The organism is Paenirhizobium cremeum, assembly GCF_047553425.1.
GTDB classification, from domain to species: Bacteria; Pseudomonadota; Alphaproteobacteria; order Rhizobiales; family Rhizobiaceae; genus Allorhizobium; species Allorhizobium cremeum.
On sequence record NZ_CP180217.1, the window covers coordinates 3341730 to 3367421 of the forward strand.

Here is a 25692-nt window from a genome sequence, read left to right on the forward strand (position 1 = left end):
AACGCGCGCGATCCTCAACGCGCTGAATGCTCGCAAGACCACCCTCGCTGCGGAGCGACAGGTCCGTCTGCCGTCGCAAACACCCGCCGGCGGCAGTCACCCCATGTGATGACCTTCAAACCAATGTCACAACGACCCGCTATCGGGTCATCGCCAGGCAGATCCGACAGGGATTGAAGGACTCCGAAATCACGCCGAGGGCCAATGTCGACACTTCAGGACATCGCATCGAGAGCCGGCTGCTCGACAGCCACTGTCAGCCGGGTCCTGAACCGCAGCGGCCCGGTGAGCGAAAGCATGGTGCGGCGTGTGCGCAAGGCGGTCTCCGACCTCGGCTATCGTCGAACGGAACGCCCCGCCCCGATGATCCGCCGCCGTTCAGCTATCGGCGTGCTGGTCCCGAGCATCACCAATCCCGTCTTTGCCGCCTCCTTGCTCGGCATCCAGAACCGCATGCGGGTTTCCGGAATCGGCGTGCTGATCGCGCAGTCGGACTACGATCCCACACGCGAGGCAGAGGCCATCGAATATCTCCTCTCCGAAAAGCCGACTGGCCTTATCCTCACGGTGTGCAATCCGCTGAAGAGCGAACTGGCCCTGCCCTTCGCCATGCCGCCGACCGTGCTGCTCAACAACCTGCCAACGCCGCGCTTTCCGGCCGCCGTGACCACCGACAACAGACGCGCCGGAGAGGAAATCACCGAACATCTGATCGCACACGGCCACCGGCGCATCCTCTTCGTCTCCGGGCATTTCGAGGCGTCCGACCGGGCCAAGCTGCGGTATGACGGTCATTGCGAGGCCATGGCAGCCGCCGGCCTGCCCGCGCTCGATGCGCTGCAGATCCCCTTCGTGACCGGCCATGCTGAACTCGATCTTTCCGACACGCTGAAGCGCCAGCGACCGACGGCAATCATCGCCTCCAACGATCTTCTCGCCCTCAGCGTCATCAGCGCGATCAGGCAGGAGGGGCTTTCCGTCCCGAAGGATATGTCCGTCGTCGGCTTCGACGGGATCGCCATCGGCCGCCTCGTCGATCCGCCGCTCACCACAATCGAAATGCCCGACACCAGCATGGGCGCGACCGCCGCCTCGCTGTTGCTCGATATCGCCGACAACGCCGCCACGCCGCGTCATCTGATGATCGGCTACAAACTGCATGCCGGCGGCACCGTGCGTCGATTGGACTGACGCGTCGTTCTATTTCTGACCTGCAAGCTGAAGCGCCGCCCTTTTGGGCGGCGCTTCTTCGGTTCCTCGTGAAGAATGTGCCTTAGCTGCGCGGCAGCAGGCTTTCGACTTCGGCAGCCGCATCGTCGAGTGCTTCCTTCGGCGAAGCCGTCTGCTCGACGACGCGGGACAGGTTCTCGACGATCGTCTGGGTAACCTTCACGCCGTTGGAGCCAGGGAAGGCATACCACGGGATCATGCGCGGCATCTGCGAGAGGCCGGCGACGAAGAGCGGATTCTCCTTGTAGAAGTTGCCGAGATATTCCGGAGACTTGGCGGCAAGTTCGTTGTTCGGCACGTAGCCGGTGCCCGGCACGACAACCGAGGCGCCGAACGGGCCGGCGGCGAACTTGATGAACTTCCAGGCGGCATCCTGCTTGGCAGCGTCGCGGGTCAGCATGACGGCGGCGTTGCCACCGGTCGGCAGTTTGCCGTTCACCGGATCGATCAGCGGGATCTGGGCGGTGCGCAGGTCGAACTTGTCGCCGACGTTCTTGATGGTGTTGCGCAGCGCGCCGGTGGTCTGGAAGGCAAAACCGACCTTGCCGGCCACGAAGGCCTGCTCGCCGGCCTGCTTGGTGAAGACCGGCAAACCGCCTTCCTTGACCATGCGGTCCAGCAGTTCGATGGCCTTCTGGCCTTCCGGACCGTTGAAAGCGACGGCGCTTTCGTCATCGTTCAGCATCTTGCCGCCGGCGCCGAACAGCAGCGCGGAGAACATCCAGTCGTCGCCCTGCCAGCGGAAATCGATGCCTTCATTGCCGTCGCCGAGCGCCTTGATCTTGGAGGAAAGCGCAATCACTTCGTCCCAGGTCTTCGGCGGGGTATCCGGGTTGCCACCGGCTTTACGAACGAGGTCGGCATTGTAATACATGATCGGGTTCGACGTCGCGAAGGCGAGACCGACCTGCTTGCCCTTGACCTGGGCGAGCTTCAGGATGTTGTCCGAAAAGCCCTGCTCGGCCATGTTGCCGTCCTTGGCGATGAACGGAGCGAGATCGACCGGGATGTCGCGCTCATTGACCATGCGCAGGCGATTGAGGCCGATGAACGTGACGTCGGGCATTTCCGCCGTACCGGCCTGACGCATGATGGTCTGGATACCTTCCTCATAGGTCGCGGAAGGATTGGCGAAGGTGATCTTGATATCCGGGTTTTCTTCCATGAATTTCTTCGAGATCGTGTCCATCACGTCCTTGAAGAAGCCCGGCATCGGATAGTGAACATTGAGCGTCGTTTCGGCATGGGCCGGAACGATCGTCGCCAGCGTCACGGCCGCCGCGGCAATCGCCTTTTTGAAGAGAGTCATCGCTGTGCTCCTGGGTTGGACCGATCAGCCTTTCAGACCGGTCATGGTGATACCCTCGACGAACCGCTTCTGCGCGAGCAGGAATGCGAGGACGAGGGGAAGAGTGATGGTGAGGGTCGCGGCCATCAGCGCGCCGTAGTCGTCGCCGGCTTCCGCGGCGCGGAAATAGAGAAGTCCGAGCGGCGGCGTCGCATAGGCCTGGTTGGTAACGACGATCAGTGGCCAGAACAGGTCGTTCCAGTGGGCCACCACCGAGAAGATCGAGAAGGCGGTGATCGCCGGCCAGGCATTAGGCACGATGACCCTCATCACAATGCCCGTCTCCGACATGCCGTCGAGCCGCGCCGCATGGATCAGGTCATCAGGAATGCCGCGAAAGAACTGCAGGAAGAGAAAGATGGCGAAGACGGAGATCGAAAAGGGCGCGACAAGGGCGAAGTAACTGTTCAGCACCGACATCCTGTCGAAGGCGACATAAAGCGGCAGCGCGGTCGCATGGATCGGCACCAGCAGGCCGAGCATGACCAGCGCCATCATCAGCCGCGCTGCCCGGAAGGAGAGCTTTGCCATGGCATAGGCGCAGGGAATGGCGACCACCACCTGCACGATCAGGATCAGGCCACAGACGACCACGCCATTGAGAAGCAGGCTAACCATGGAGACGCGGCTGAGGGCTTTGGAGAAATTCTCCACATAGAACCAGGTCTGCGGGATGAGCGAGAGCGACGACGAGAAGATATCGCTCTGCGCCTTGCCGGCCGTGGAGATCATGAAGATGTAGGGAGCGAGGAAGACGATAGCTCCGATTGTCAAAACCAAAAGTCGCAGGATGCGGCCGAGGGAGAGAGTGTCGTTCGTCATGCGTAGTGCACCTTCCGGTCCATGACGCGGTACTGGAGGAACATCAGCGACACGAGGATCGCGAGAAAGATCACCGTCATGGCCGAGGCATAGCCGACCCGGAGATAGACGAAGCCCTCCTGATAGATGGTGAAAAGCAGGACCTCGGAAGCCTTGTTCGGGCCGCCTTCAGTGAGGGTCTTGACCGTCTCGAACACCTTGACCGCGTTGATGATGCTGATCGTGGTGACGAAGAGCGTGGTCGGCCCGAGCATCGGCCACGTCACGAGTCCGAAACGGGAGAAGGCCGAACGGGCGCCGTCAATCTCCGCCGCCTGATAGAGTTCGCGCGGGATCGCGGAGAGGCCGGCAAGAAACAGCACCATGTTGAAACCGGTCGATTGCCAGATGCCGATGATCGCAAGGCTGGTCAGCACCGTGCTGGACGCGCCGAGCCAGTTCGGACCGGCGACGCCGACGAGACCGAGAAGGGCGTTGATCGGGCCGATGGTCGGATGGAAGAGATACTGCCATACGGTTGCCATCGCGACGAGCAGCGATGCGACCGGCAGAAAATAGGCCGTGCGGAAGAACCCCTTGCCCCAGCCTTCCGCCTCGATCAGCAAAGCGATGCCAAGGCCGAGCGCCATGGAGGTCGGCGCGACGATGGCGGCATAGACGATCGTATTCCACAGGGACTTTCGGAAGGTCCTGTCGCCGATCAGGTCGGCATAGTTCTCGAAGCCGACGAAACGGAAGCTGCCGTAGCCCAGTTCGAAATCGGTGAAGCCGAGAAAGATTACCGCAATCGTCGGCAGAATGATGAAAAGCAGCATCAGCACGAGCGCCGGTGCGGACAGAAGAAGTGCAATGCGCACCTCCCGGCGCCGCGCGACCTTTGCCGGAGAGTGTACCGTTGCAGCCTTGATCCCGTCGAAAGCAAGGCTAGCCATGAAGCACCTCCGCCCGGTGTCCGGAGACCGAGGCGACGTCCGCCGGCAGCCTTGCACCGTTTTCATCGAAGACCATCAATGCTGCGGGATCGATCTTCAGGTCGACACGCTGGCCGGCCGACAGGCCGATGGCCTCGGCCGGCGATATCTTCGCGACAACGACGGTTTCCATCGCCGCAAGCCGGGTGAACACCACCACTTCCGAACCGAGGAATTCCAGTCGTTCGACGCTCGCTGCCAAACCGCCTTCGCCGCTTGCCGTCAGCCGGACGAATTCCGGCCGGAAGGCAACGGAAACGGCAGCGCCTGCGACGAGGTAGCTGCGCGTGGCAAGCCGGATGTCACCAGCCTGAACCAGCCCGCTGTCATCGACCCGGGTCGAGATCACGTTGATGCGCGGCTGGCCCAGAAAACGGGCGACCTCGATATGCGCGGGATCATCATAGATATTGCGGGGCGTATCGAGCTGGAGCATCCGGCCGCCGATCATCACCGCTACGCGATCCGCCATGGAAAGCGCTTCCGACTGGTCGTGGGTGACGTAAAGCGTCGGCACCCCGGCCTTGCGATGCAGTTCGACGATCTCGCCGCGAGCGTGAACGCGAAGGTTCGCGTCGAGGTTGGAAAGCGGCTCGTCCATCAGGAAAACGCTGGGATGACGCACCATGGCGCGGGCAAGGGCCACGCGCTGGCGCTGGCCGCCAGACATCTGCCCCGGCTTGCGGTCGAGCAGGTGGTCGATCTTGAGCGACGTCGCCATCTCGTTGACCTGACGCTGGATATCGGCGCGGATCTGGCGCTGGCTGCCGATCATTCCGCCGATCACAGGCAAACGGCCGGCCGTGCTCAGGCGACGCATGGCGAGTGGCACGGCGATGTTCTGCGCGGCGGTCAGGTGCGGATAGAGCGCGTAGGACTGGAAAACCATGGCGACGTTGCGGTCGCCGGCCGCCTTATGCGCCACATCGGCACCGCCGATCACGATCTCGCCGCGATCGGCATGGTCGAGACCGGCAACGATACGCAGAAGCGTGCTCTTGCCGCAGCCGGACGGCCCCACCAGCGCGATGAACTCGCCAGCCTCGGCTTCGAGGCTGACACCCTTCAGGATGCTGTTGCCGCCATAGGATTTTTCAATACCGCGAAGGCTGAAGGCGCTCATTGGGCCGCCTCCACCGGAACCGCGGTGATGTTGCGCGGATAGACCTCGTCGATGACATCGTCGAGAACATGGGCGATGGTGCCCTCGACAGCGACGGTCTCGCTCGTAACCTCGTCGCCGAGATAATGCACCACACCGCCTACGAGGCGTTCGCCCGGCATTTCACGCTCGAGCTTGTCGAGGATGAACGAGGTCGGCGGCGCCCACACAAGCTTCGTGCCGTTGAGCGCGCCCTGCCACGTCCAGTGCAGATGGCCGCTGGCGTAAAGCGCGACATCATGCGCCGAAATGAGATCGATCAACCGCTGGCGTTCCACCGGCCGCGCCCCCCAATAGCCTGTATCGCCTTCAGCCGGATCGTCGACGAACAACGGCTTGTGGCCAAACATCGCCACGCGGCGGCCATCGCGGGTCTCCAGTTGTTCCGCCAGCCAGTCAATCTGCATCGCCTCTTCGGCATGGCCGGAACCGACGAGCAGGCTGTTGATGCCGATCAGTCGCCACTCGCCCACATCCTTGGCGAAACGGTCGGGACCGGCGAGACGCCGCCAGCGGGCAAGGCGATCGTCATTGATCGGCTGGTGAGAACCGGGCATGTGGCCGACATCGTGATTGCCGGGCACCAGGAGCACCGGCACGTCGAGTTCCCCGAGCATGGCCATGGAAAAGACGATATCGTCTTCGTTGTCGGCGCCGTCGATGGTGAGGTCGCCGGTATGTACGACGAGATCGGGTTTCACCGACTCGATCCAGCGGCGGACCGGCTCCCAGTTGCCGTTGAAATGCGGCTTGGACGGACTGAAATGCGTATCGCTGATCTGAACGATCTTCATGGGGCGGCACCTTGAGACACAGAGGAGGCGGGACCTTGTCCGCGCTGTTTGCGATGTGTGTAGGTGCTATCCGTGTCAGCCGCTTAACGGTACTTTTCAGCCTTCTTCCAATTTCGTCATGAAATCGTCATGAAACGGCTGCGCCCCGCGAGAAAAACGATCATTTTCCTCGCCGCACGACAGAATAGCGGGTCTGCCGGCTGAGATTGCCTTTGCTATGAAGCAGGAGTGAACCGGGCGACGAGCGCGTGCGTGTCTCCCGGATAGGTAAGGCGCACATGCGTGATCGGTCCAAGCCCGCTCCAGGTGCGTCGCTCGACGACGAGGCAGGCCGCTCCCTTCGAAATGCCCAGCATGGATGCCATTTCAGCGGCAGCGGAGACCGCCCGGATCCGGTGTTCGGCCGTACTCCAGGGTACTTGACCGATCAGCCATTGGCCCGGTGGCGTGCTGGTGAAATCGGCTGTCGCCGCCTCCGGTACATTGGCAAGGTTAATCAATCGCTCTTCGACGCAGAACTGCCGTGGTCCGGCGAAGTGAATGCAGGTCATGGCCAGCACCCTGGTTCCGGTCGCGACCTCGAGCAGACGGACATCCGCATCCGTCGCCTTGCGCAGCTCACGGCGTTTCAGCGTGAAGGAATAGGGGAGGTTCAGCGATCTGACCTCCGCCTCGATATCGTTGATTTCGAGGACCGCCGATTGCGCCTGCGGCTGAGTGACGAAACTGCCGGACTTCTTGCGCCGTTCAATCAGCCCGCCCTTGGCAAGCTGGGTCATCACCTTGTTCACCGTCATGCGCGAACAGTCGTATTGTGCGGCAAGATCGACCTCGAACGGCAGCCTGTGACCCGGCGGCCATTCGCCGGAAACGATCTTGCCTTCGATATCGTTCAATATGCGCTGGTGCAGGGTGGGCTCCCTGCCGTTGGTGTCCGCCACGATTCGTCGCTTTCTGTGTAGCTCTCGCGCTGATGTAGCGCAGCAAGGGACCCGATCGAAAGGAAATATTGTCTCGCGCCGCTCCGTCAGTCGCGAAGGAGTTCCGCCATGGTCGCACGGAACCGCGCCGAGATCGCCTCTCGTTTCGCATGCCGCCCGCCCTCGACCAGTTTTCGTCCCGCTGCCCAGACCGCATCCACCGACACGCCGCCCGCGAAGATCCAGTGATCGAGCAGCCGGTCGCGTCCGGCATGCGGCACCAGAGAGGCATTCAATGCGACGATATCCGCATCGGCGCCGACCTGAAGTCCGGTGTCACATTGCAGGGCCGCGTTGCCTCCGAGCCGGGCCTCGTTGAAGAGCTTGCGGCCGGTAGACCCGCCGGGATCGGCGACCACATTGCGGGCGCGCCGGGCAAGCCGCTGGGAATATTCGAGGATGCGTAATTCCTCCGGCACCGAGATCAGGACATTCGAGTCCGAGCCGACGCCATATCGCCCGCCTTCGGCCAGGAAGAGCGGCGCATTGAACACGCCGTCGCCGAGATTGGCCTCGGTGATCGGGCAAAGGCCGGCGGTCGCGCCGCTTTGCGCCATTCGCCGCGTTTCATCTTCGGTCATGTGGGTGGCATGGATGAGGCACCAGCGGTCGTCTACCGGCATGTTGTCGAGCAGCCATTCGACCGGTCTCGCCCCCGAGAAGGCAAGGCAGTCCTCAACCTCCTTCACCTGCTCGGCGACATGGATATGCACGGGACCCGCACCGGCAAGCGGCAGCACGGCACGCAACTCTTCCGTCGTTGCAGCCCTCAGACTGTGGGGGGCAATGCCGAGCACCGCGCCGGGAAGCGACGCAACAATGTCCCGGCATCGCTCAATCAGCCGGCCGAAACTCTCAGGCGAATGGATGAACCGCCGCTGGCCATCGATGGGCGGCTGCCCCCCGAAACCCGAATGAGCATAAAAGACCGGCAGCAGGGTCAGGCCGATGCCCGTCTCCGCCGACGCGGCGGCGATACGACTGGCCATCTCCGCGACGTCTCCGTATCGGGCGCCATCCCTGTCATTGTGCAAATAATGGAATTCGCCGACGCGCGAATAACCGGCCTCAAGCATCTCCATGTAGAGCTGCGCAGCAACGGCCTCGACATGATCGGGCGTCATGGACAGCGCAAAGCGATACATGGTCGTACGCCAGCTCCAGAAACTGTCGTCGGACGGGCCGCGAGTTTCCGCCAGTCCCGCCATGGCCCTTTGGAAAGCGTGGCTGTGGAGGTTGGCAAGCGTCGGCACCACGACATCCCGCCGGTCGTCTCCGGGCTGCGCGTCCGCGTCCGGCGTGATCCCGGAAATCATGGACCCCTCGAGGTCGATCCTGACATTGCTGGCCCAACCATCGGTCAGGAAGGCGGACTTTGCGTGGATCGTCATCAAGGGCGTCATCTCCAGTTTGCGCGGACCACTATTGCCGGCACCGCCGCCGATTTCAAATTCGGCCTTGCCAATCGCCCTATTATGTATATACATGTTTTCAACAAATGAAAGGGTCAACGCAAATGACCGGGAACGATACTTCCATATCGGACGACGAACGCCCGGAGCGGGAAACACTCTGGTCCAACGCCCGTATCGCAACGCTCGCTCCCACAGGAACGGGCCTCGGCATCATCGACGACGGCGCGCTGCTGGTTCGCGACGGACGTATCGCCTGGGTCGGAAAGATGGCCGACTTGCCCCCGGAAGCACGGAACGCTGCTTCGCGGCACGACCTGGACGGCCGCTGGATCACTCCGGGCCTGGTCGATTGCCACACCCACATCGTCTATGGCGGCAACCGCGCGCGCGAATTCGAAATGCGTCTTGAAGGAGCGACCTATGAAGAGATTGCCCGGGCCGGCGGCGGCATCGTCTCCTCCGTCCAGGCCACCAATGCGCTCGATGTCGAAGGTCTCGTCAGGACTGCGCTACCGCGTCTGGACACGCTGCTGGCGGAAGGGATGACCACCATCGAGGTCAAATCCGGTTACGGCCTGAACATCGAAGGAGAGCTGAAGATGCTGCGCGCTGCGCGCAGATTTCAGGAAATCCGCCCGGTGCGCGTCATCACCTCCTGGCTGGCGGCCCATGCGACGCCGGCTGAGTACAAGGGCCGTAACGGCGATTACATCGCCGAGATCGTTCTGCCGGGCCTGGAAGCGGCTCACGCCGAGGGTCTCGTCGACGCGGTCGACGGCTTTTGCGAAGGCATCGCCTTTTCGGTGGACGAAATGCGACGCGTATTCGACAAGGCAAAGTCGCTGGGCCTCCCCGTCAAGCTGCATGCCGAGCAGCTCTCCAATCTGGGGGGAGCGAAGATGGCGGCCTCCTACGGGGCACTGTCCTGCGACCATCTCGAATATCTCGATGACGAGGGCGCGAGGGCCATGGCGAAGGCCGGCACCGTCGCCGTATTGTTGCCCGGCGCCTTCTACGCCATCAGAGAGAAGCAGAAGCCTCCGCTCCAGTCCCTCCGCAACGCCGGCGCGCGCATCGCCGTCGCCACCGACAGCAATCCCGGCACCTCTCCGCTGACATCCCTCCTGCTGGCCATGAACATGGCCGCGACACTCTTCGGCCTGACCGTCGAAGAATGCATCTCCGGCGCGACCCGCGAGGGCGCCCGCGCCCTCGGGCTGCTGGAGGAAACGGGCACGCTCGAAGCCGGAAAATCCGCCGATTTCGCGATCTGGAATGTCGAGACCCCCGCCGAGCTTGTCTACCGCATCGGCTTCAACCCGCTTCATGCAAGAGTTTACAAGGGACAAAGGATCAAGGCATGACCATCACGCTCATTCCCGGTCGCGTAACGCTCTCGCAGCTTGCCGCTGTCTATTGGGATGGCGAAGCGGCGATACTCGATCGCGCAGCAGACGACAACATCGCCAGGGGCGCGGCCCGCATCGCCGAGATCGCCAAGGGCAATGCACCCGTTTATGGCATCAATACAGGCTTCGGAAAGCTCGCTTCAATCAAGATCGACAGCGCCGACGTGGCGACACTCCAGCGCAATCTGATCCTCTCCCACTGTTGCGGCATCGGCGCTCCGCTGCCAGAAAACGTCGTTCGCCTGATCTTGGCGCTGAAGCTGGTTTCGCTCGGTCGCGGCGCCTCCGGTGTGCGGCTGGAACTGATCCGCCTCATCGAGGCCATGCTGGAAAAAGGCGTAACACCGGTCATTCCGGAAAAAGGCTCCGTCGGAGCCTCGGGCGACCTTGCTCCACTGGCTCATATGGCCGCCGTGATGATGGGTGAAGGCGAAGCCTTCTTCGGCAGCGAGCGGCTTTCCGGCGCCGCCGCCCTCGAAAGGGCGGGACTGGAGCCGGTCGTACTGGCCGCCAAAGAAGGTCTGGCGCTGATCAACGGCACCCAGACCTCAACCGCGCTGGCGCTTGCCGGCCTCTTCCGGGCGCACCGGGCGGCACAGGCGGCGCTGATTACCGGTGCCATGTCGACCGATGCGGCCATGGGATCTTCCGCACCCTTCCATCCGGACATCCATGCGCTTCGCGGGCATAAGGGACAGATCGATACCGCTGCAACGCTTCGCGCCCTGCTCGATAATTCCGTCATTCGCCGGAGCCATATCGAAGGCGACGAGCGCGTGCAGGATCCCTATTGCATCCGCTGCCAGCCGCAAGTCGACGGCGCCTGCCTCGATCTCCTGCGCTCGGTGGCACGCACGCTGGAAATCGAAGCGAACGCCGTCACCGACAACCCTTTGGTGCTCTCGGACAATTCGGTGGTTTCCGGCGGCAATTTCCACGCCGAGCCGGTGGCTTTTGCCGCCGACCAGATCGCCCTTGCCGTCTGTGAAATCGGCGCGATTGCCCAGCGGCGTGTCGCCCTTCTCGTCGATCCCGCGCTGTCCCATGGCCTACCGGCCTTCCTCGCCAAGAAACCCGGCCTCAACTCCGGCCTGATGATCGCTGAAGTGACTTCGGCAGCGCTGATGAGCGAAAACAAGCAGATGTCACATCCGGCTTCGGTCGACTCCACGCCGACTTCGGCCAATCAGGAAGATCACGTTTCCATGGCCTGCCACGGCGCCCGCCGGCTACTGCAGATGACTGAAAACCTGTTCGGCATTATCGGCATCGAGGCGCTGGCCGCGGCGCAGGGTGTGGAATTTCGGGCCCCGCTTGCAACGAGCCCGGACCTTGAAAAAGCGATCGCCACGATCCGCAAGGCAATTCCGACCCTTGAGCTTGATCGCTATATGGCCGACGATCTCAAGGCGGCGAGCGATCTCGTCGCCACCGGAGCATTGAATGCCTCCGTCTCGGCCGATATCCTCCCGGTCCTGGAGAGTTGATATGGACGTATTTGAGGTCCAGCAACGCAGTTCCCCTGTTATTCTCGGCTTTCCGCATACGGGAACCGAAGTTCCGCCCGACATTTGGGAACGGTTGAACGACAACGGCAGGATTCTTGCCGACACCGATTGGCATATCCACGAACTCTATGCCGGCCTGCTACCCCGGGCAACGACGGTTCGGGCCACATTCCACCGCTATGTCATCGATGCAAACCGCGATCCGGAAGGCGTCAGCCTTTACCCCGGCCAGAACACTACCGGCCTCGTGCCGGAAACGGATTTCGACGGCACGGCGATCTGGAAGGACGGCGAAGCGCCGGATGAAGCCGAGATCGCGAGGCGGCTTGAGCAATTTCATGCGCCTTACCATGCCGCTCTCACGGCCGAGATCGAACGGGTTAAAGCCATTCACGGGGTGGCGATCCTCTATGATTGCCACTCGATCCGCTCGCGCATCCCTTTTCTCTTCGAAGGAAGGCTGCCGGATTTCAACATCGGCACGGACATGGGCCGCACCTGCGCCCCGGAAATCGAGAAGATCGCCGTCGACATCGCCGCAGCGGCAACCGACTACAGCAGCATCCTGAACGGCCGCTTCAAGGGCGGCTGGACCACCCGGCACTACGGCAGGCCGGAGGATGGCGTTCACGCGATCCAGATGGAACTTGCCCAATCGACCCATCTTCAGACCGAGGCGCCGCCCTTCGCTTACGATGCGACAAGGGCGGAACGTCTCCGAACTTACCTCAGAAACATTCTGGTGCGCATGGAAGAGATCGCGCCGGACTTGAAACGATAACCATCATTCGACAGGGGAACCCGCATGACTTCCAACCCACGTCATAACATCCGCGATGTCCGTGCCCCGCGCGGAACGGAGCTGAATGCCAAGAGCTGGATGACCGAAGCACCGCTGCGCATGCTCATGAACAATCTCGATCCGGATGTCGCCGAGCGCCCGCATGAGCTGGTGGTCTATGGCGGCATCGGACGCGCGGCCCGCACCTGGAACGATTTCGACACCATCGTCGCCACGCTGAAGACGCTGGAGGAAGACGAGACGCTGCTGGTGCAGTCCGGCAAGCCGGTCGGCGTATTCCGCACCCACAAAGACGCGCCGCGGGTGCTGATCGCCAATTCCAACCTCGTGCCTCACTGGGCGACCTGGGATCATTTCAACGAGCTCGATAAAAAGGGGCTGGCCATGTACGGCCAGATGACTGCCGGCTCCTGGATCTATATCGGCACCCAGGGCATCGTGCAGGGCACTTACGAGACCTTCGTGGAGGCCGGCCGCCAGCATTATGGGGGCAACCTCAAGGGCAAGTGGATCCTGACCGGCGGCCTCGGCGGCATGGGCGGCGCCCAGCCGCTCGCCGCCGTCATGGCCGGAGCCTGCTGCCTTGCCGTCGAATGCGACGAGACCCGCATCGATTTCCGCCTGCGCACCCGTTACGTCGATGCCAAGGCGCATACGCTGGACGAGGCGCTGGCGCTAATCGACCAGTGGACCAAGGCCGGCGAAGCCAAATCCGTCGGCCTGCTCGGCAATGCCGCAGAGATTTTCCCTGAACTCGTGCGCCGCGGCGTGAAGCCCGATATCGTCACGGACCAGACGTCCGCCCACGACCCGATCCACGGCTATCTGCCGTCCGGCTGGACAGTCGCCGAATGGCGGGCGAAGCAGGAAAGCGACCCGAAGGCGGTGGAAGTGGCGGCGCGTGCCAGCATGAAAGTGCATGTGCAGGCAATGGTCGATTTCTGGAACATGGGCATCCCCACGCTCGACTATGGCAACAATATCCGCCAGGTCGCCAAGGAGGAAGGTTTCGAGAACGCCTTCGCCTTTCCGGGCTTCGTGCCGGCCTATATCCGCCCGCTCTTCTGCCGCGGCATTGGGCCCTTCCGCTGGGCGGCGCTTTCCGGCGATCCGGAGGACATCTATAAGACCGATGCCAAGGTGAAGGAACTTCTTCCCGACAACAAGCACCTGCACAATTGGCTGGACATGGCGCGCGAACGCATCGCCTTCCAGGGCCTGCCCGCCCGCATCTGCTGGGTCGGCCTCGGCGATCGCCACAAGCTGGGTCTCGCCTTCAACGAGATGGTCCGCAACGGCGAGCTCAAGGCGCCGATCGTCATCGGCCGCGACCACCTCGATTCGGGCTCCGTCGCCTCCCCGAACCGGGAGACGGAAGCGATGAAGGACGGCTCCGACGCCGTATCAGACTGGCCGCTGCTCAATGCGCTCTTGAACTGTGCGTCCGGTGCGACCTGGGTCTCGCTGCATCATGGCGGCGGCGTCGGCATGGGCTTTTCTCAGCACTCCGGCATGGTCATCTGCGCCGACGGTACCGATGATGCCGCCCGCCGCCTCGAGCGTGTTCTGTGGAACGACCCGGCAACCGGCGTCATGCGCCATGCCGACGCCGGCTATGACATCGCAGCTGATTGCGCCCGCGAGAAGGGGCTTCGTCTCCCCGGTATTCTCGGAAACTGATGAACCGGCAAAGGCCTTCGTCCCCGGAAGGCCTTCGCCCAACACCGGGAGGTGCAGGTGAGACTTTTACGTTACGACGATCTTCCGGTCACTCCCTGGAAGAATGGCGGCGGATTGACCAGAGAGATAGCCGTCCACCTGGACCGGGAAATCCATCCGGAATTTCTCTGGCGGATCAGCATGGCGACGGTTGCCGGGCCCGGCCCTTTCTCGCAATTCGAAGGCATAGACCGGACGATCGCAGTCTTGCAGGGAAACGGCATCCTCCTGAATTCCAACGGAAGCGAAATAACCCTCGGTCACGACAGCGCGCCCTATTCCTTCTCCGGCGAAACACCGATCGAGGCCACAGTGATCGCCGGCGAAACCACCGACCTCAATGTCATGACCCGACGCGGCTATTTCACGCACATCATGAAAAGGCACGTCATCAGGCAATCGGCGGCAATCGACGTCGAATGCGACGACATGATTCTCGTCTTCGAAGGCCGTGTTATGGCCAGGGTTGGACAAGATCACTTCCCTGCCGCTCCCATGGACACTCTGACGGGAATACGACGCGGAGACCGTGTCGACCTTTCCCCGGAAGAAGAGACAGTCATCTACACCATCGAGCTCTCAGGCATGACCGTGGGAAACGTCCAGCCCCAAGGCGCCTGAACGCTACGCCACCGCCATTCGCTCCAGGTTATGCCGCTGCGAAAGATCCCGCAGCCGGGCTCTTTTGGACCTCAAACACCCTGATCCCCGAAGGCCTCTGCCCATGGCGGCAAGACACGTGGAGGAAATGCCGGTCGGCAATCCGTCGCCTTGTTGGAGAGATTTGGACTGTAGAACGGATCTTCAGCGAGTTTCTCTCCCCATCTTTCCCGCATGGCTGCCTTGTCGAGCTCAAGCCGGGCCCGGCGCGCCCCTCCATCATCTCGCCCGCGAGAAGCAGACTCCAGATGATATAAAAGGGCATGTGGGGCATAAATCACCCTGAGCCCGGCGCTGCGCACACGCAGACAGAAGTCCACATCGTTATATGCAACGGGGAAACGCTCCTCATCCAGTCCACCGAGGCGGTCGTAAACATCACGCCGCGTGACAAGGCACGCCGCGGTGACACATGTCACATCCTGCGTTACCACCACGCGACCCTGATAGCCCTGCTGCCCGGCGGGTAGGCCCTTGTGGATATGGGAAGCCAGACCGCCGATTCCCATCACGACGCCAGCATGCTGAACCGTATCGTTGCCATAGTGCAACAGCGCTCCGACGGCACCGACATCAGGACGCACGGCAAGGCTTGCCATTTCACGCAGCCAGCCGGCTTCCTTGACGGCGAGGTCGTTATTGATGAGGCCGAACAACGTGCCGGTTGAGGCTGCAGCACCAAGATTGTTAAGCCGCGAGAAGTTGAACGGACCATCATCACGCAGCACTTTTACCCGTGGGTCGTTGGCAAGGCTGCCGAGATAGGCAAGGGTTTCTGCCTCGACACTACCATTATCAACAATGAGTATCTCGAGATCAGGCCAGTCGGTACGGTGACGCAGCCCTTCGATGCAGTTCGCGAGCAATTCCACACGATCGCGAGTCGGGACACAAAGGGATACTCGTGGTGCAGGCGACGGCGTAGGCCAGACAACATGACGGAAGCCGGCTCCCCTGTTGTCATTGCTGCGAATTTCAAGGCCATGCTGTCGCACGAAAAGTGAAGTCCGGACTACATCAGCAAAGGCGGCAGGCTCCGTGCGAGGCGCATCGGCCCTTTGATGATAAAGCAGGAACGGCAGATGCCGGATCGAAAGCTCGTCATGTGCAGCAATCCACAGCCAGATCGCATAGGTTACGCTTGTCAACGAGCATGAATCGATGACTTGCGAGACTGCAGCCTCAACCACCTCGCGGTTCAAAGCGCATGACCTTACGGTATAGGCTTGGGCCAACACTAGATCGGGACTCCAGGCGCCCTTGAACCAGGGATCGGTGTGTCGCCCGGCTAAATCGATGCGATCCTCATCTGCGTAGAGCGCGACCGCATGGGGCGTTTCCGCAAATCCAAGCGCGAAAACCGTCAAAGCTGCCGGGGACAACTGATCCCCTGCAGTTACCGGCACGAGAAGGGTACCCGAGGCGATCTCCAGCAACTTTTCAACGACCCCGCTATCGAACCGCTTGGCCGTAAACATCTTGACTTGTACCCCGTCCTTCCGGATTCGGCATTCGGCAGGGAGATTGACGAGGATTGCTTCCCAGCGATCATAGGTTTGCTCACTTATGGAACGCAGGGTCAGCTCGATTTGCTCGGGACCGGCATTCTGCGCGTCGATCAGCACCGACATCAGCGGCGGCCTGACGAGTTTCTGCTGTAGATCAACGAGACGGCGGCGCTCGGAGGAACCGATTGTCGCGTAGCGGCTTACCCAATCGGCATACGTCAACGGGCCTTCAGCATGTGCCTGGGGGGGAGCCTTCGAGCTTTCGCCAAGTCGTCTGCGCAGAGCCGCAAGGAGGCGCCGGGGTAACGTTGGCATATCGGGAACCTTCATCATGCCTTTTGTTCTGACTGCTTCACTTCGCTAACGCGGCCGGCGTCCGCGAGAATTTTATGAAGGATACGACCAACGGCGTCGCCCTCCACAACATGTCGCATGCGAAATTCTTCCAGACGAGACTGCAAATCGATCGACCTGGCGGTAACGTCATCGATGAAACTCAGCCAATTGCCAGTGCCGGTCAAAACCGGCAAAGGTTCATAAACCGGCAGCGCCATTCCATAACCAGCAACCGCGACGGCGCAACCTGCTCGGGCAGCATCGAGAGCGACCGTGGACGGCGTTGTGATAACCGCATCGACAGAGCCGATAATTGCGCTGGCTGTGTAGGCTTCCCAAGGCTGCACCGAAGGATCGGCCAAAACGATGTTGCTCGGGGCATCCGCCAGCAGATGATTGTTTTTGGCAAGGTATTTGCCCGCGTGATGTGGCTTTAAAAGGAACGTTATGGCCGGGCGCGCGGCCGCGACCTCGCAAAGATCCCGGATGAAGGCGCCGCGATAGATATCGGTGTAACGCTCCCAATGCAGGTTCTCGAACACTGCCACGACCATCCCCTGCGACCGAAGAGGCAACTCCACCCTTGTTGCCTGCGGTGGCTTAGGCGTCCCGACAGCCAGACAGCGTACCCGCATCATGGGGTTCATCTCTGCCGGCAGCTTCTCGACTGGCCCCCAGGTCAGAATGGTCGAGGAAGCCATTTCGATCGGACCTTCGTGATCGGGATAAGACTCGAAATAGGTAAGCCCGACATTCTCCAACCCGTGTTGGAGCGTATAAGTCGGAATGCCGCGACTGTTGGCGCGACGCACAACCGCATGGGGTACGCGATGCGCGGGGTGATTGGTTTCACAGGCCGTGACGACAGCATTTATTCGGCCGAGGTCAGGCTCCGACCCCTCGATAGCGTCCTTCTTGGTGATTATCAACGGGATCACAGACCGAGCAAGCAGCTCGCGCGATACCCGCGGGGAAACCTTGTCCAGCCAGTCCGTGACCGCAACCGTCAATGTGAAACGGCGATCCGTCCGCATCCGCTCCACAATCGGCAACAGCACATCAAGATCCTGGATCAGGTCCAGCAAAAATAGGACTTTAACCCGCGGGGCCTGCTTTAGCCCTGTCGCGGCGGTCAGTAGGGCGCGCTCCATAACGTCGATCCATTGCCGCGCACTTGTCGCCGGGTCCACATGCGGCGTGAGTTGACGGCTGGCATCTGCGACGGGCGTGGCCACAACGCCATGGTCCGCTGCCTTCGATGCCGGCTTTGCCTCTACTTCAGATGACGCTTCGAACGCCCGACCAGCGATCAACCCAAATCGCCTCAAAATCCGTCTTGCCACTGCGCTGGGCACGCGCGTCAGCCACCAGGAAAACGGAATCGAGCGCGCCATATTGAACATGCGCCATGGAGCGGCAAGCGAACCTCGCGGCGACAGCCACTGCTGCGGCACCGACGATAAGCGGCTTCGTATCCTTGCTCCGCGAAGCTCACCCCGGAAGACCTCCAACAACCGGGCTTTCCGAATAGCAGCCTCGGATGGATCCGGGATCACCACCGTCTCCACGTCGAAAGGCACAAGGCTGGCAAGGTCTTCCGCCGCTGCAGAAGACCTTGCCGTAATGACCGTTGCCAATGCCAGGCAATCGCGGGTCGTCGCCGAAATTGCGGTCAACCGACTCGCCCCGGAAAGATGCACGGTTTCAGGTAAACCGACATCGATAAGGAGCGCCAAGCCGAGCTTGACTGCCTCGTCGCAACAGTTCAAGTCGTCTGTACGTGAGGGCTCGATCATCACAAGCGCAGCATAATGCTTCAGCCGGGTTCGCGATGGTGGTGTCAGATAAATGTCGACCCGATAGCCGGCGGATTGCCAGGCCGAAGCTGGCCACAACGCTCGCCGAACGAATTGCACACTTGCCCTGTCTATACCCCGAGCCACCACCGCAATGCGCAGTTGCCGAGGTAAACCCTTTGCCACCTTGTCTGCTAACTCAACTCGCCCGTCGTTCTCGGCCACACGAACACTCCCTGAGATTGCGGCTCAGCTACCGTTTGCGCTGGAAATCAGCACCTCGTCAGGTCGTCGACCGGTTTGCGCCGCGTTCCCCGATTTTTCGCGCGGGAACGCCGGCGAAAATAGCCCGCTCCGGCACGCTGGTTGTCACGACGGCTCCTGCCCCGATAACCGCGCCTTTTCCTATCGTCACACCGTCAAGGATACGGGCACCAGCACCAATCCAAACGTCATCTTCGATCGTGACGCCGAGCTTGGTCAATCCCTGGCTTGTGATCGGAGTGTCGGGATCATCGAAAACATGGTTCGCCGGAATTATCACGGTATGCGTGGCGATACGCACATAATTTCCGATTTTAAGACCACCATGGCCGTATAAAACGCAAAACGGATTGACGCTGCAAAAGTCGCCAATCTCAATGGAACCTCCATGCGCGAGGATCATGGCAAACGAGGCGATTGTGGTCTTGCGTCCAATTTTCACGCTGCCGCCGCCCGCATCAATGACAGCGCGTTCGTCAATGCGAGCGGTGGGATCAATAGTCACACTTTCCGACATGCGGCCATGTTTCCTCTGCTACAGCTTTTCGATGTAGCACTTGGTATGGTTGGTACCCTCTGGTCCGAACCGCAGGTGCAGAAGAATTTCAGGTTTATCCTCCAGAAATTTATCGATGGCGTCCTTGGCCATCGGAAAATCGTGAGAGTGATAATCATCAAAGAAGATAATGCCGCCTGGGTTCATCTTCGGATAAAAATATTCGAGGCACTCGATATGCGGCGCGTATAGATCACAGTCAATGTTGACGAAGTCGTAACGGGTTTCCTCGAGCGTCGGCAAAGTATCCACGAAAAAGCCGCGGATCAATTTGGCGTTGCCAGCAAAACCGGCGGATTTGACGAGTTCGCTAACGGCCTCGAACGAGGTGTCATCGAAGAGCACCTTTTTCCGGTAAGGCGCGTTTTCGGGCGCGACCTTCAGGTCCTCTTCGACCAGCGATGGCAAGCCTGCGAAGCTGTCCAGCCCGACAAAATTGACCGGCACGCGCAGATCCCTTGCAATCCGCAGACATGCGACCAGCGAATGCCCGCGGTAAACTCCGCATTCCGCGGCCTGCATCGGCCTCCCGAGGCCAGCCGACCGCGCCAGCTTTCCCAGAATACCCGAACGCGAGCGGTTGTCCCAAGCCAGAGCAGCCTTCTCAAAGACCTGAAGCAAAGGTACTTTCTCGGCATAATAGAGTTCGTAAGGCCGATTGTGGGGAAGTTCCTGTCGGACGCTGTATACCGGCGGCCGCTTCGGGGTCTTGGCGGGATCTTTTGTTGTTGTCATCCAATTGCTACCTGTGACGTACCGTCATTATGCGAAGCGGTGGCCGTAGCCAGCGTTGCGTTGAGATTAACCAGCCCCGAGTTTGTCCCTCTACTTACGACGTCAAAACGGGCGACGTTGTGATGGGTCCCGAGGGTAAGCGTCACGTCACCGACCTGTTCGGCTACACGCGCGCTGATAAAATAGGCTCCTGCGAGCAGGATATTGTCGAACTGCAGCACCAGCGGCAGCCGTTCACCGCTCGAAAGCGGCTTCAGTTGGTTCGCGTCACGCTCGCTGTCGTAGCTGCAGATCACGATCCCTTCCTGGTTGCGGATGCCGAAACTCACGACAGGATTTGCAACATCGGCCTCAGCAAACAGTTCACAGGTCAAAATGCCACGTTTGACACCGTTGTCGCCCGTAACCTCGTTGAAGCGAACATTCTCAAGTCGAAGCTTTGACGCCACGAGATCGGAGCCGTTGACACCCCCCGTGGCAGGCTTTTTCCCGGCCGCAAGATTTTCGCGAATATCCTTATAGGTGTTGAGTCCATCCAGGGGAGAGCCGTCGAACACCTTTCGGCCTTTCTCGATGACAATCGTCCGCGTGCAGAAGTTGGCGATCAGGTTTGGGCTATGGCTGACGAGAAGGAATGTCTGGCCACTATCCTGCATGTGCTTGATACGCTCATAGCATCTGACACGGAAATTGGCATCGCCGACCGCCAAAGTCTCATCAATAATGATAACATCAGCATCGACATGGATCGCACAAGCGAAACCGAGGCGCGCCATCATGCCTGACGAGTAGGTTCTGAGCGGCATGTCGAAGTAGTCTTCAAGATCGGCGAACGCGATAATGGAACTCATGCGCTCGGCGGTTTCTGCGTTGCTCAGACCCATCAGGCTGCAAAAGAGTTCGGCATTCTCACGACCGGTAAACTGTGGATTGAAGCCGGCCCCGACAGCAAGCAGGACGGCGATGCGGCCATGGCGCGTGATGGTGCCGGAAGACGGCTCGATTACGTTACCAAGAATGCCGAGCAACGTGGTCTTGCCCGCGCCGTTGCGGCCCATGATGCCAAGCGTCTCACCCCGACGAACTTCGATGTCCACGTCTTCCAGCACCACATGGTGCGGCTTGTTCGGTCTCCAGCCAAAGACCGCCTCGAAAAATCGCTCGCGAGGAGACAACGACATGGAATATGTCTTGGAGACACCGTGAGCTTGCAGAAGCACATCAGACGACATCGACGATCGGTCCTCTCAGGCGTGAATAAAGCCAAATTCCCGCCCCAAAAAGTGCCACGGAAGAAGCGAACGTCACGACATAAGAAACAGGCGCTGGCGGCAATCCGAAAACGAACGAATTGCGTATAGCTTCGACGAGAACAGTCAAAGGGTTGGCCCACATAAAGCCAGAAAAACGCTCGGGCACCGCGCTAAGGGGATACGTAACCGGCGAAGTATAGAACAGCACGCGCAGAAGAATACGCGAAAGCTCGTCAAGATCCTTGAAAAACGGGCCAAGCAGCGAAAGAAAGAGAGAAAGAGCGCTTGCCGCGACCACCACCAGCAGGAACGCCTGGGGAATCGCCAATAGAGAATTCAGCGACATAAGCCCCGTGAAAAAGGCCATGGCAGCCAGAACCACGAAATTCACCACCGAACCGACAGCAACGCGCATCAGCGTCGAAAGCCACAGCACCCATATGGGAACCGCGGCCCTCCTGACATATTCCCGCTTCATCCTGAAGGTCGACAACGACGACATGACAACGTCATTGATAAGCAGGTAGGTTGCCAAACCAGCAAAAAGCGGCACGATGTAAGGAACCTGCACCCCCGTTGCAGGGTTGAGCCACTTAAGTTGCAGGAAATAGCCAAAAACCATCCAGTAAATCCCCGCGAAACTCACGGGGGTGATTACAAGCCACAAAAGACCGCCGATGGAATTGCCATAGCGGCTGGCTATGTCGCGATGCGCAAGATCCCACGCCAGCCGAGCGCTGCGCGAGATCTCGCCAAAGGTTTGCATCATTGCTTTCGCGGCCTTCTCATTGCCTGAATTTAGCTGCGCGCCCGCTACCAGCGGCTTTCCGACCGTCTCAGCTGCCACTGCTGCTGCGAGTTGCATAGATCAGGATACGGGGACCGTTGCGCTGTATCTCGAAATTGGCCACATCGATGGAATCGAAGCCAGCCTCGGCCAAAAGCGCCAGCAAATCGTCCTTGAACAACCACTTGGCGTGATCGAGCATGCCGGCAAACGGCGCTTCACGACCCGCTTCGCGATAGTGATGATATCGGTATGTCCGTCCGCCGGATTCGTAGGTAAGCGCCTTTGCATCTTCTGGCGCGATCTGGGTGTCGAGCATGACCCCCTTGCGCACGTGCGGCAACAACGTCTTCAGATGTCCGACCGGGTCCGTCAGGTGATACAGAACGCCCACATGGTGCAGCACATCACAATCGACCGAAACGCCGGCAGGCAAGGCTTCCTCAGCATCCCAGCGAAAGATGTGCGCAGACGTGCCGTACATGGCACAGCGGACGATGCTCTTGACAACGTTTTCGATGCGACTGTCACAGGCTAGCACACGCCTAGCGTGCATTGCCAGCGCGGAGGTATGAATACCCTCGAAACAGCCGATCTCAAACACGGTCAGATCACGCAACGGAATGCGCCGATCAAGCTCGACGATACGCGGATCAGGCATTGCCTGCGGAACGTTGCGCTTGATCGCGGAATGCGCGACACCGAACTGGCGCCCCTTGCTATCCAGAACAAAAGCCGCCCACGGCAGCAGCTTGTTCAAACGATCGAGTTCGTCATCAGGAAGATTGTCGACGCCAGGGATCGGAACCTCGCCTGCCGGATAAACCGTCTTCTCCTCCACCTTCTGAGGCGCGGCAGGTGCCGGGGCCTCATCCTTGGCGGGCACCTGTACCTCATGGGCGACAGGCATCTCATTCACACGGTTCGCGGAAGAACCGCTGAAAGACTTCAAAATCTTCTTCAAGACATTCATTTCCGTTTCCCTTCGACCGCTCTGTACCGCATGAGGCCTTGTTACTCAAGCCGGTATCCGGACTGGTCCTTGGCTCAGGCGGCTCGAGCGACATCGCATAACAAGTTGCGAAATGCTAAATCCATGACAATCAATCTGTATTCAGCCCGGTGAACGGCCGAGCGTATGGCTTGCTTACGACGCTAAAGGTGCTTAGAGTCCGGCGCTACTCGTGCGCGAGGAATTATTTCAGGCAAGAATGGAGTTCGGCATGACGAACGAAAATGACAGCGACACCGCCTACATATTCGTGGGCTCGGACCGATCACAGCTTCTCGCGGTCCCTGTTCTCGAGCATTCCATCAAGCGCCACACCAGCATGAATATCAAGCTGCGGTCGATGCATGACGTGGTGCTGCCTGATCCCAAGGATATAAGGCAAGGAAAGCGTACCGGCTTTTCCTTCACGCGCTTCGCCATTCCGCAGTTGATGGGATACAAGGGCCGGGCCATCTACCTTGATGCCGACATGCTGGTCTTCCGCGATTTCCGGGAGTTGTGGAACCTGCCCTTCAACGGCGCCAAGGTCATCATCCAAGAGGAACTGCCGGATCAGGCACAGAACCAATCTAAGCCCGGCGCACTCAAGAAGCGCGTCAAACAATGCTCTGTGATGCTGCTCGATTGCGAAGCTCTTTCCGATTGGGATCCGGTAAAGATAATTGCCGGCCTTGATGGGCAATACACCTATCAGGATCTGCTCTACGACATGTGCATTCTGGATGAGTCGGAGATCAACTACGGCGTGCCGTTCGAGTGGAATAGCCTGGAGCACTACGAGCCCAACAAGACCGGCTTGATCCACTGGACGGACATGAACACGCAACCCTGGGTTTTTGCCAACAACCCGACCGGCTATCTCTTCCTCGAAGAAGTTCGCATCATGCTTGAGAATGGCTCGATGAAGTTGAGCCAGATTGAGGAAGAGGTCAATCTGGGCTACATCCGCCCGTCCGTGATCCAGGAGATCAAGGATGCCGGAGCCGGCCCTGTGCGGGCGATCACGCCGGAACAGGTTAAGCGCTATGAGGCCATCGACGCGGCTGCCGGCTTTGTCAAGCATAAAGCGGTCTACGAGGCAGCGCGCGAGCGAGCGGCAGCCGTGAAAGCCTACGAGGCCAAGCTTGCGAAGGAAAAAGGGCCAGCTGCATCCGTTGCCCACGCGGCGAGCAGCGGCATCCTGGGAACCTTGAGTTCGTTGAAACGCCGCATCATGGGCTAAATGCCCCTTTGCACGAGGCGCTGGAGAGCAGCCTTCTTCAGTGCCCCGGCTTTGGAACCCCAGCCTCGCCCGTCTCGATCTTCCCCGCCGTGGCAAACGTGCATGCGTGGCTAAAGCGTGAAATCTTTATATATTTTCCCACCTAAACGACTTCATCGGGTTGCCGTTGGGTCGGGTGAGGCAGATTTGCCTGTGAGGTTCCACGTTTGCGTTAAAGAAGCACCGCGCGGCGGTGTTGGCGAGGAGACCGACACGGGGTATGGACTATAGGGCAGCAGCCCATCCCCTCCTAGAAGCAGAGTATTCGTGTGAATCTATTCGATATCGTCAAACGCAATGATCGATGTGTAGAGATCCTTGACGGGAGCGTCGAGCCCTTTCGCTATGATAAACCACAATGGTTCTGCGGTGTGACCCTACAGCCCGGCGCGCGGTTGAAGTTGAAGCGGATTGACGAGTTCGCTGTGATGGAAACATTCCCGCGCGATTTTGGCTGGAGCCTCGTGGGAGCCGAAAACACCCCCTCGCCTATAAAAATCAATGTCTGTTCCTCCGATGGTCGCCGAGCGGATTCGGTCGCGAGCCTTGATTCGAAAGGCGCCATTTTGCTCACGTGGCCAAGCTGGATCGGCTACACCGATGGATACGATCTCGAGATCGTCAATTCGAGCGATAAGCCTCTCGAATTGAAATCAGGCCCTGTCTTCGACCCGCGTGCGGCGACACGCGGCTATCTCCGGGGCACGGGCATTGAAGTCGGCCCCGGAAGCAATCCCTTCGTGAAGCCGAGTGCCGACGTGGATGTACGCTATCTGGAAGCGCTGCCCATCGACGAATGGCTGCGAAATTACGGTAAACATATTGAAGTTACCCCCGAAAAGCAGGAATTGTGGTCTCGTTACATCCTTGGCGATGCTCAACGCATCGAATGCTGCGAAACGGGAAGTCTCGACTTCATTTTTTCAAACCATGTTTTCGAACACCTCATGAATCCGCTTGGGGTTTTGGAAAACTGGTCGAACAGGCTCAAACCGACAGGTGTTGTCGTGGGCGTCGTACCTGACCTGCGCTACTGTTTCGATTTGCGCCAACCGGCGAGCACACCGACGGACTGGCTCTCGGAGTATGAAGCAGGCGCTTGGGCGCTGACGTCGGCAAAATACGAGAAATGGTGCAAGTATACGGCTCCGTATAACACCCCGGAGGATCTGGCCGCGCGAAATTATTCCATCCACGCGCACTATTACACTCCGAGCGCGTTCCGCCAGTTGGCTATGATCGCAATCGAGAAAGGGCTGTTCTCAAACTTTTTCCTGAGCACATCTCCGAACAACAAGGACTTTGGCTGGATCTTGTGGCGTGATCCCAATATGGGAAGCGAGTGAAATGACCGAGACCGTTCG

General features: G+C 60.1%; 22 protein-coding genes. 8 read left to right on the forward strand and 14 right to left on the reverse strand.

The window, feature by feature from the left end:
• The first annotated feature begins 204 nt into the window (after positions 1–204).
• A complete protein-coding gene (locus tag ACLBKR_RS16220) occupies positions 205–1191 on the forward strand; it encodes a substrate-binding domain-containing protein (protein WP_112829456.1) in 987 nt (328 codons plus the stop codon).
• 82 nt (positions 1192–1273) lie between these two features.
• On the opposite strand, the gene ACLBKR_RS16225 is transcribed toward ACLBKR_RS16220, so the two are convergent.
• The 7 genes from ACLBKR_RS16225 to ACLBKR_RS16255 all read right to left on the reverse strand — a co-directional run bounded on the left by ACLBKR_RS16225 (position 1274) and on the right by ACLBKR_RS16255 (position 8701).
• Complete coding sequence (locus ACLBKR_RS16225; RefSeq protein ID WP_113424741.1) at positions 1274–2539, reverse strand: ABC transporter substrate-binding protein; 1266 nt, start codon at positions 2537–2539, stop codon at positions 1274–1276.
• A 24-nt stretch (positions 2540–2563) separates the two neighbouring features.
• Entirely contained in the window at positions 2564–3400 is an 837-nt protein-coding gene (locus ACLBKR_RS16230) for a carbohydrate ABC transporter permease (protein WP_113467217.1), read from the reverse strand.
• Positions 3397–4332: a carbohydrate ABC transporter permease gene (locus ACLBKR_RS16235; RefSeq protein WP_112829453.1), complete on the reverse strand. Its 936-nt coding sequence runs from the start codon at positions 4330–4332 to the stop codon at positions 3397–3399. The genes ACLBKR_RS16230 and ACLBKR_RS16235 overlap by 4 nt, the downstream gene beginning before the upstream one ends.
• The gene (locus tag ACLBKR_RS16240) at positions 4325–5494 is read right to left on the reverse strand and encodes an ABC transporter ATP-binding protein (protein WP_113448635.1); all 1170 of its coding nucleotides are present in this window, start codon (positions 5492–5494) and stop codon (positions 4325–4327) included. The genes ACLBKR_RS16235 and ACLBKR_RS16240 overlap by 8 nt, the downstream gene beginning before the upstream one ends.
• Entirely contained in the window at positions 5491–6327 is an 837-nt protein-coding gene (locus ACLBKR_RS16245) for a metallophosphoesterase family protein (protein WP_113448634.1), read from the reverse strand. The genes ACLBKR_RS16240 and ACLBKR_RS16245 overlap by 4 nt, the downstream gene beginning before the upstream one ends.
• Before the next feature lie 215 nt (positions 6328–6542).
• Positions 6543–7268, reverse strand: a complete 726-nt coding sequence (gene hutC, locus ACLBKR_RS16250) for a histidine utilization repressor (RefSeq protein ID WP_113448633.1) — start codon at positions 7266–7268, stop codon at positions 6543–6545.
• Between the two features lie 86 nt (positions 7269–7354).
• Positions 7355–8701 carry a formimidoylglutamate deiminase gene (locus ACLBKR_RS16255; protein ID WP_113448692.1) on the reverse strand — a complete coding sequence of 449 codons (1347 nt, stop codon included), beginning with the start codon at positions 8699–8701 and terminating at the stop codon, positions 7355–7357.
• Positions 8702–8823: 122 nt separating this feature from the next.
• On the opposite strand from ACLBKR_RS16255, the gene hutI reads away from it, so the two are divergent.
• The 5 genes from hutI to ACLBKR_RS16280 are packed head-to-tail and all read left to right on the forward strand — an operon-like array spanning position 8824 to position 14781.
• Positions 8824–10086 (forward strand): imidazolonepropionase, encoded by a 1263-nt coding sequence (gene hutI, locus ACLBKR_RS16260; RefSeq protein WP_113424752.1) that lies wholly within the window; start codon positions 8824–8826, stop codon positions 10084–10086.
• On the forward strand, positions 10083–11618 hold the full coding sequence (gene hutH / locus ACLBKR_RS16265; RefSeq protein WP_113448632.1) for a histidine ammonia-lyase: 1536 nt from the start codon (positions 10083–10085) through the stop codon (positions 11616–11618). Before hutI ends, hutH begins: the two co-directional genes overlap by 4 nt.
• Position 11619: 1 nt before the next feature.
• The gene (hutG, locus tag ACLBKR_RS16270) at positions 11620–12420 is read left to right on the forward strand and encodes an N-formylglutamate deformylase (RefSeq protein ID WP_113448631.1); all 801 of its coding nucleotides are present in this window, start codon (positions 11620–11622) and stop codon (positions 12418–12420) included.
• 24 nt (positions 12421–12444) lie between these two features.
• Positions 12445–14121 (forward strand): urocanate hydratase, encoded by a 1677-nt coding sequence (hutU, locus tag ACLBKR_RS16275; RefSeq protein ID WP_113448630.1) that lies wholly within the window; start codon positions 12445–12447, stop codon positions 14119–14121.
• A gap of 57 nt (positions 14122–14178) precedes the next feature.
• Positions 14179–14781 (forward strand): HutD family protein, encoded by a 603-nt coding sequence (locus ACLBKR_RS16280; protein ID WP_162757806.1) that lies wholly within the window; start codon positions 14179–14181, stop codon positions 14779–14781.
• Between the two features lie 71 nt (positions 14782–14852).
• Here the strand turns inward: ACLBKR_RS16280 and ACLBKR_RS16285 are convergent, their stop codons facing one another.
• From ACLBKR_RS16285 to ACLBKR_RS16315, 7 genes are all read right to left on the reverse strand, one after another.
• Complete coding sequence (locus ACLBKR_RS16285; protein ID WP_414899682.1) at positions 14853–16550, reverse strand: glycosyltransferase family 2 protein; 1698 nt, start codon at positions 16548–16550, stop codon at positions 14853–14855.
• A 107-nt stretch (positions 16551–16657) separates the two neighbouring features.
• On the reverse strand, positions 16658–18685 hold the full coding sequence (locus tag ACLBKR_RS16290; RefSeq protein ID WP_414899684.1) for a hypothetical protein: 2028 nt from the start codon (positions 18683–18685) through the stop codon (positions 16658–16660).
• A gap of 58 nt (positions 18686–18743) precedes the next feature.
• Positions 18744–19241, reverse strand: coding sequence for an acyltransferase (locus tag ACLBKR_RS16295; protein WP_113448627.1), 498 nt, complete (start codon positions 19239–19241; stop codon positions 18744–18746).
• 18 nt (positions 19242–19259) lie between these two features.
• Positions 19260–20015: a TylF/MycF/NovP-related O-methyltransferase gene (locus ACLBKR_RS16300; RefSeq protein WP_414899686.1), complete on the reverse strand. Its 756-nt coding sequence runs from the start codon at positions 20013–20015 to the stop codon at positions 19260–19262.
• Positions 20012–21247 (reverse strand): ABC transporter ATP-binding protein, encoded by a 1236-nt coding sequence (locus tag ACLBKR_RS16305; RefSeq protein ID WP_113448626.1) that lies wholly within the window; start codon positions 21245–21247, stop codon positions 20012–20014. The genes ACLBKR_RS16300 and ACLBKR_RS16305 overlap by 4 nt, the downstream gene beginning before the upstream one ends.
• Positions 21237–22115, reverse strand: a complete 879-nt coding sequence (locus ACLBKR_RS16310) for an ABC transporter permease (RefSeq protein WP_244712185.1) — start codon at positions 22113–22115, stop codon at positions 21237–21239. Before ACLBKR_RS16310 ends, ACLBKR_RS16305 begins: the two co-directional genes overlap by 11 nt.
• Positions 22105–23028, reverse strand: a complete 924-nt coding sequence (locus ACLBKR_RS16315; RefSeq protein WP_113448625.1) for a methyltransferase type 12 — start codon at positions 23026–23028, stop codon at positions 22105–22107. Before ACLBKR_RS16315 ends, ACLBKR_RS16310 begins: the two co-directional genes overlap by 11 nt.
• Before the next feature lie 250 nt (positions 23029–23278).
• Here ACLBKR_RS16315 and ACLBKR_RS16320 point away from each other — a divergent pair, with 250 nt between their 5' ends.
• Both ACLBKR_RS16320 and ACLBKR_RS16325 read left to right on the forward strand, forming a co-directional pair.
• Positions 23279–24289 carry a glycosyltransferase gene (locus ACLBKR_RS16320; RefSeq protein WP_112829565.1) on the forward strand — a complete coding sequence of 337 codons (1011 nt, stop codon included), beginning with the start codon at positions 23279–23281 and terminating at the stop codon, positions 24287–24289.
• Positions 24290–24597: 308 nt separating this feature from the next.
• A complete protein-coding gene (locus ACLBKR_RS16325) occupies positions 24598–25674 on the forward strand; it encodes a methyltransferase domain-containing protein (RefSeq protein WP_112829439.1) in 1077 nt (358 codons plus the stop codon).
• Positions 25675–25692 lie beyond the last annotated feature (18 nt).

Excerpts from the sequence above, each read along its gene's own strand:
- hutI (WP_113424752.1), top strand. The coding sequence starts at position 8,824 with ATGACCGGGAACGATACTTCCATATCGGACGACGAACGCCCGGAGCGG.
- ACLBKR_RS16235 (WP_112829453.1), bottom strand. The coding sequence starts at position 4,332 with ATGGCTAGCCTTGCTTTCGACGGGATCAAGGCTGCAACGGTACACTCT.
- hutU (WP_113448630.1), top strand. The coding sequence starts at position 12,445 with ATGACTTCCAACCCACGTCATAACATCCGCGATGTCCGTGCCCCGCGC.
- ACLBKR_RS16295 (WP_113448627.1), bottom strand. The coding sequence starts at position 19,241 with ATGTCGGAAAGTGTGACTATTGATCCCACCGCTCGCATTGACGAACGC.
- ACLBKR_RS16230 (WP_113467217.1), bottom strand. The coding sequence starts at position 3,400 with ATGACGAACGACACTCTCTCCCTCGGCCGCATCCTGCGACTTTTGGTT.
- ACLBKR_RS16245 (WP_113448634.1), bottom strand. The coding sequence starts at position 6,327 with ATGAAGATCGTTCAGATCAGCGATACGCATTTCAGTCCGTCCAAGCCG.
- ACLBKR_RS16305 (WP_113448626.1), bottom strand. The coding sequence starts at position 21,247 with ATGTCGTCTGATGTGCTTCTGCAAGCTCACGGTGTCTCCAAGACATAT.
- ACLBKR_RS16300 (WP_414899686.1), bottom strand. The coding sequence starts at position 20,015 with ATGACAACAACAAAAGATCCCGCCAAGACCCCGAAGCGGCCGCCGGTA.
- ACLBKR_RS16225 (WP_113424741.1), bottom strand. The coding sequence starts at position 2,539 with ATGACTCTCTTCAAAAAGGCGATTGCCGCGGCGGCCGTGACGCTGGCG.
- ACLBKR_RS16320 (WP_112829565.1), top strand. The coding sequence starts at position 23,279 with ATGACGAACGAAAATGACAGCGACACCGCCTACATATTCGTGGGCTCG.
- hutG (WP_113448631.1), top strand. The coding sequence starts at position 11,620 with ATGGACGTATTTGAGGTCCAGCAACGCAGTTCCCCTGTTATTCTCGGC.
- hutH (WP_113448632.1), top strand. The coding sequence starts at position 10,083 with ATGACCATCACGCTCATTCCCGGTCGCGTAACGCTCTCGCAGCTTGCC.
- ACLBKR_RS16220 (WP_112829456.1), top strand. The coding sequence starts at position 205 with ATGTCGACACTTCAGGACATCGCATCGAGAGCCGGCTGCTCGACAGCC.
- ACLBKR_RS16315 (WP_113448625.1), bottom strand. The coding sequence starts at position 23,028 with ATGAATGTCTTGAAGAAGATTTTGAAGTCTTTCAGCGGTTCTTCCGCG.
- ACLBKR_RS16240 (WP_113448635.1), bottom strand. The coding sequence starts at position 5,494 with ATGAGCGCCTTCAGCCTTCGCGGTATTGAAAAATCCTATGGCGGCAAC.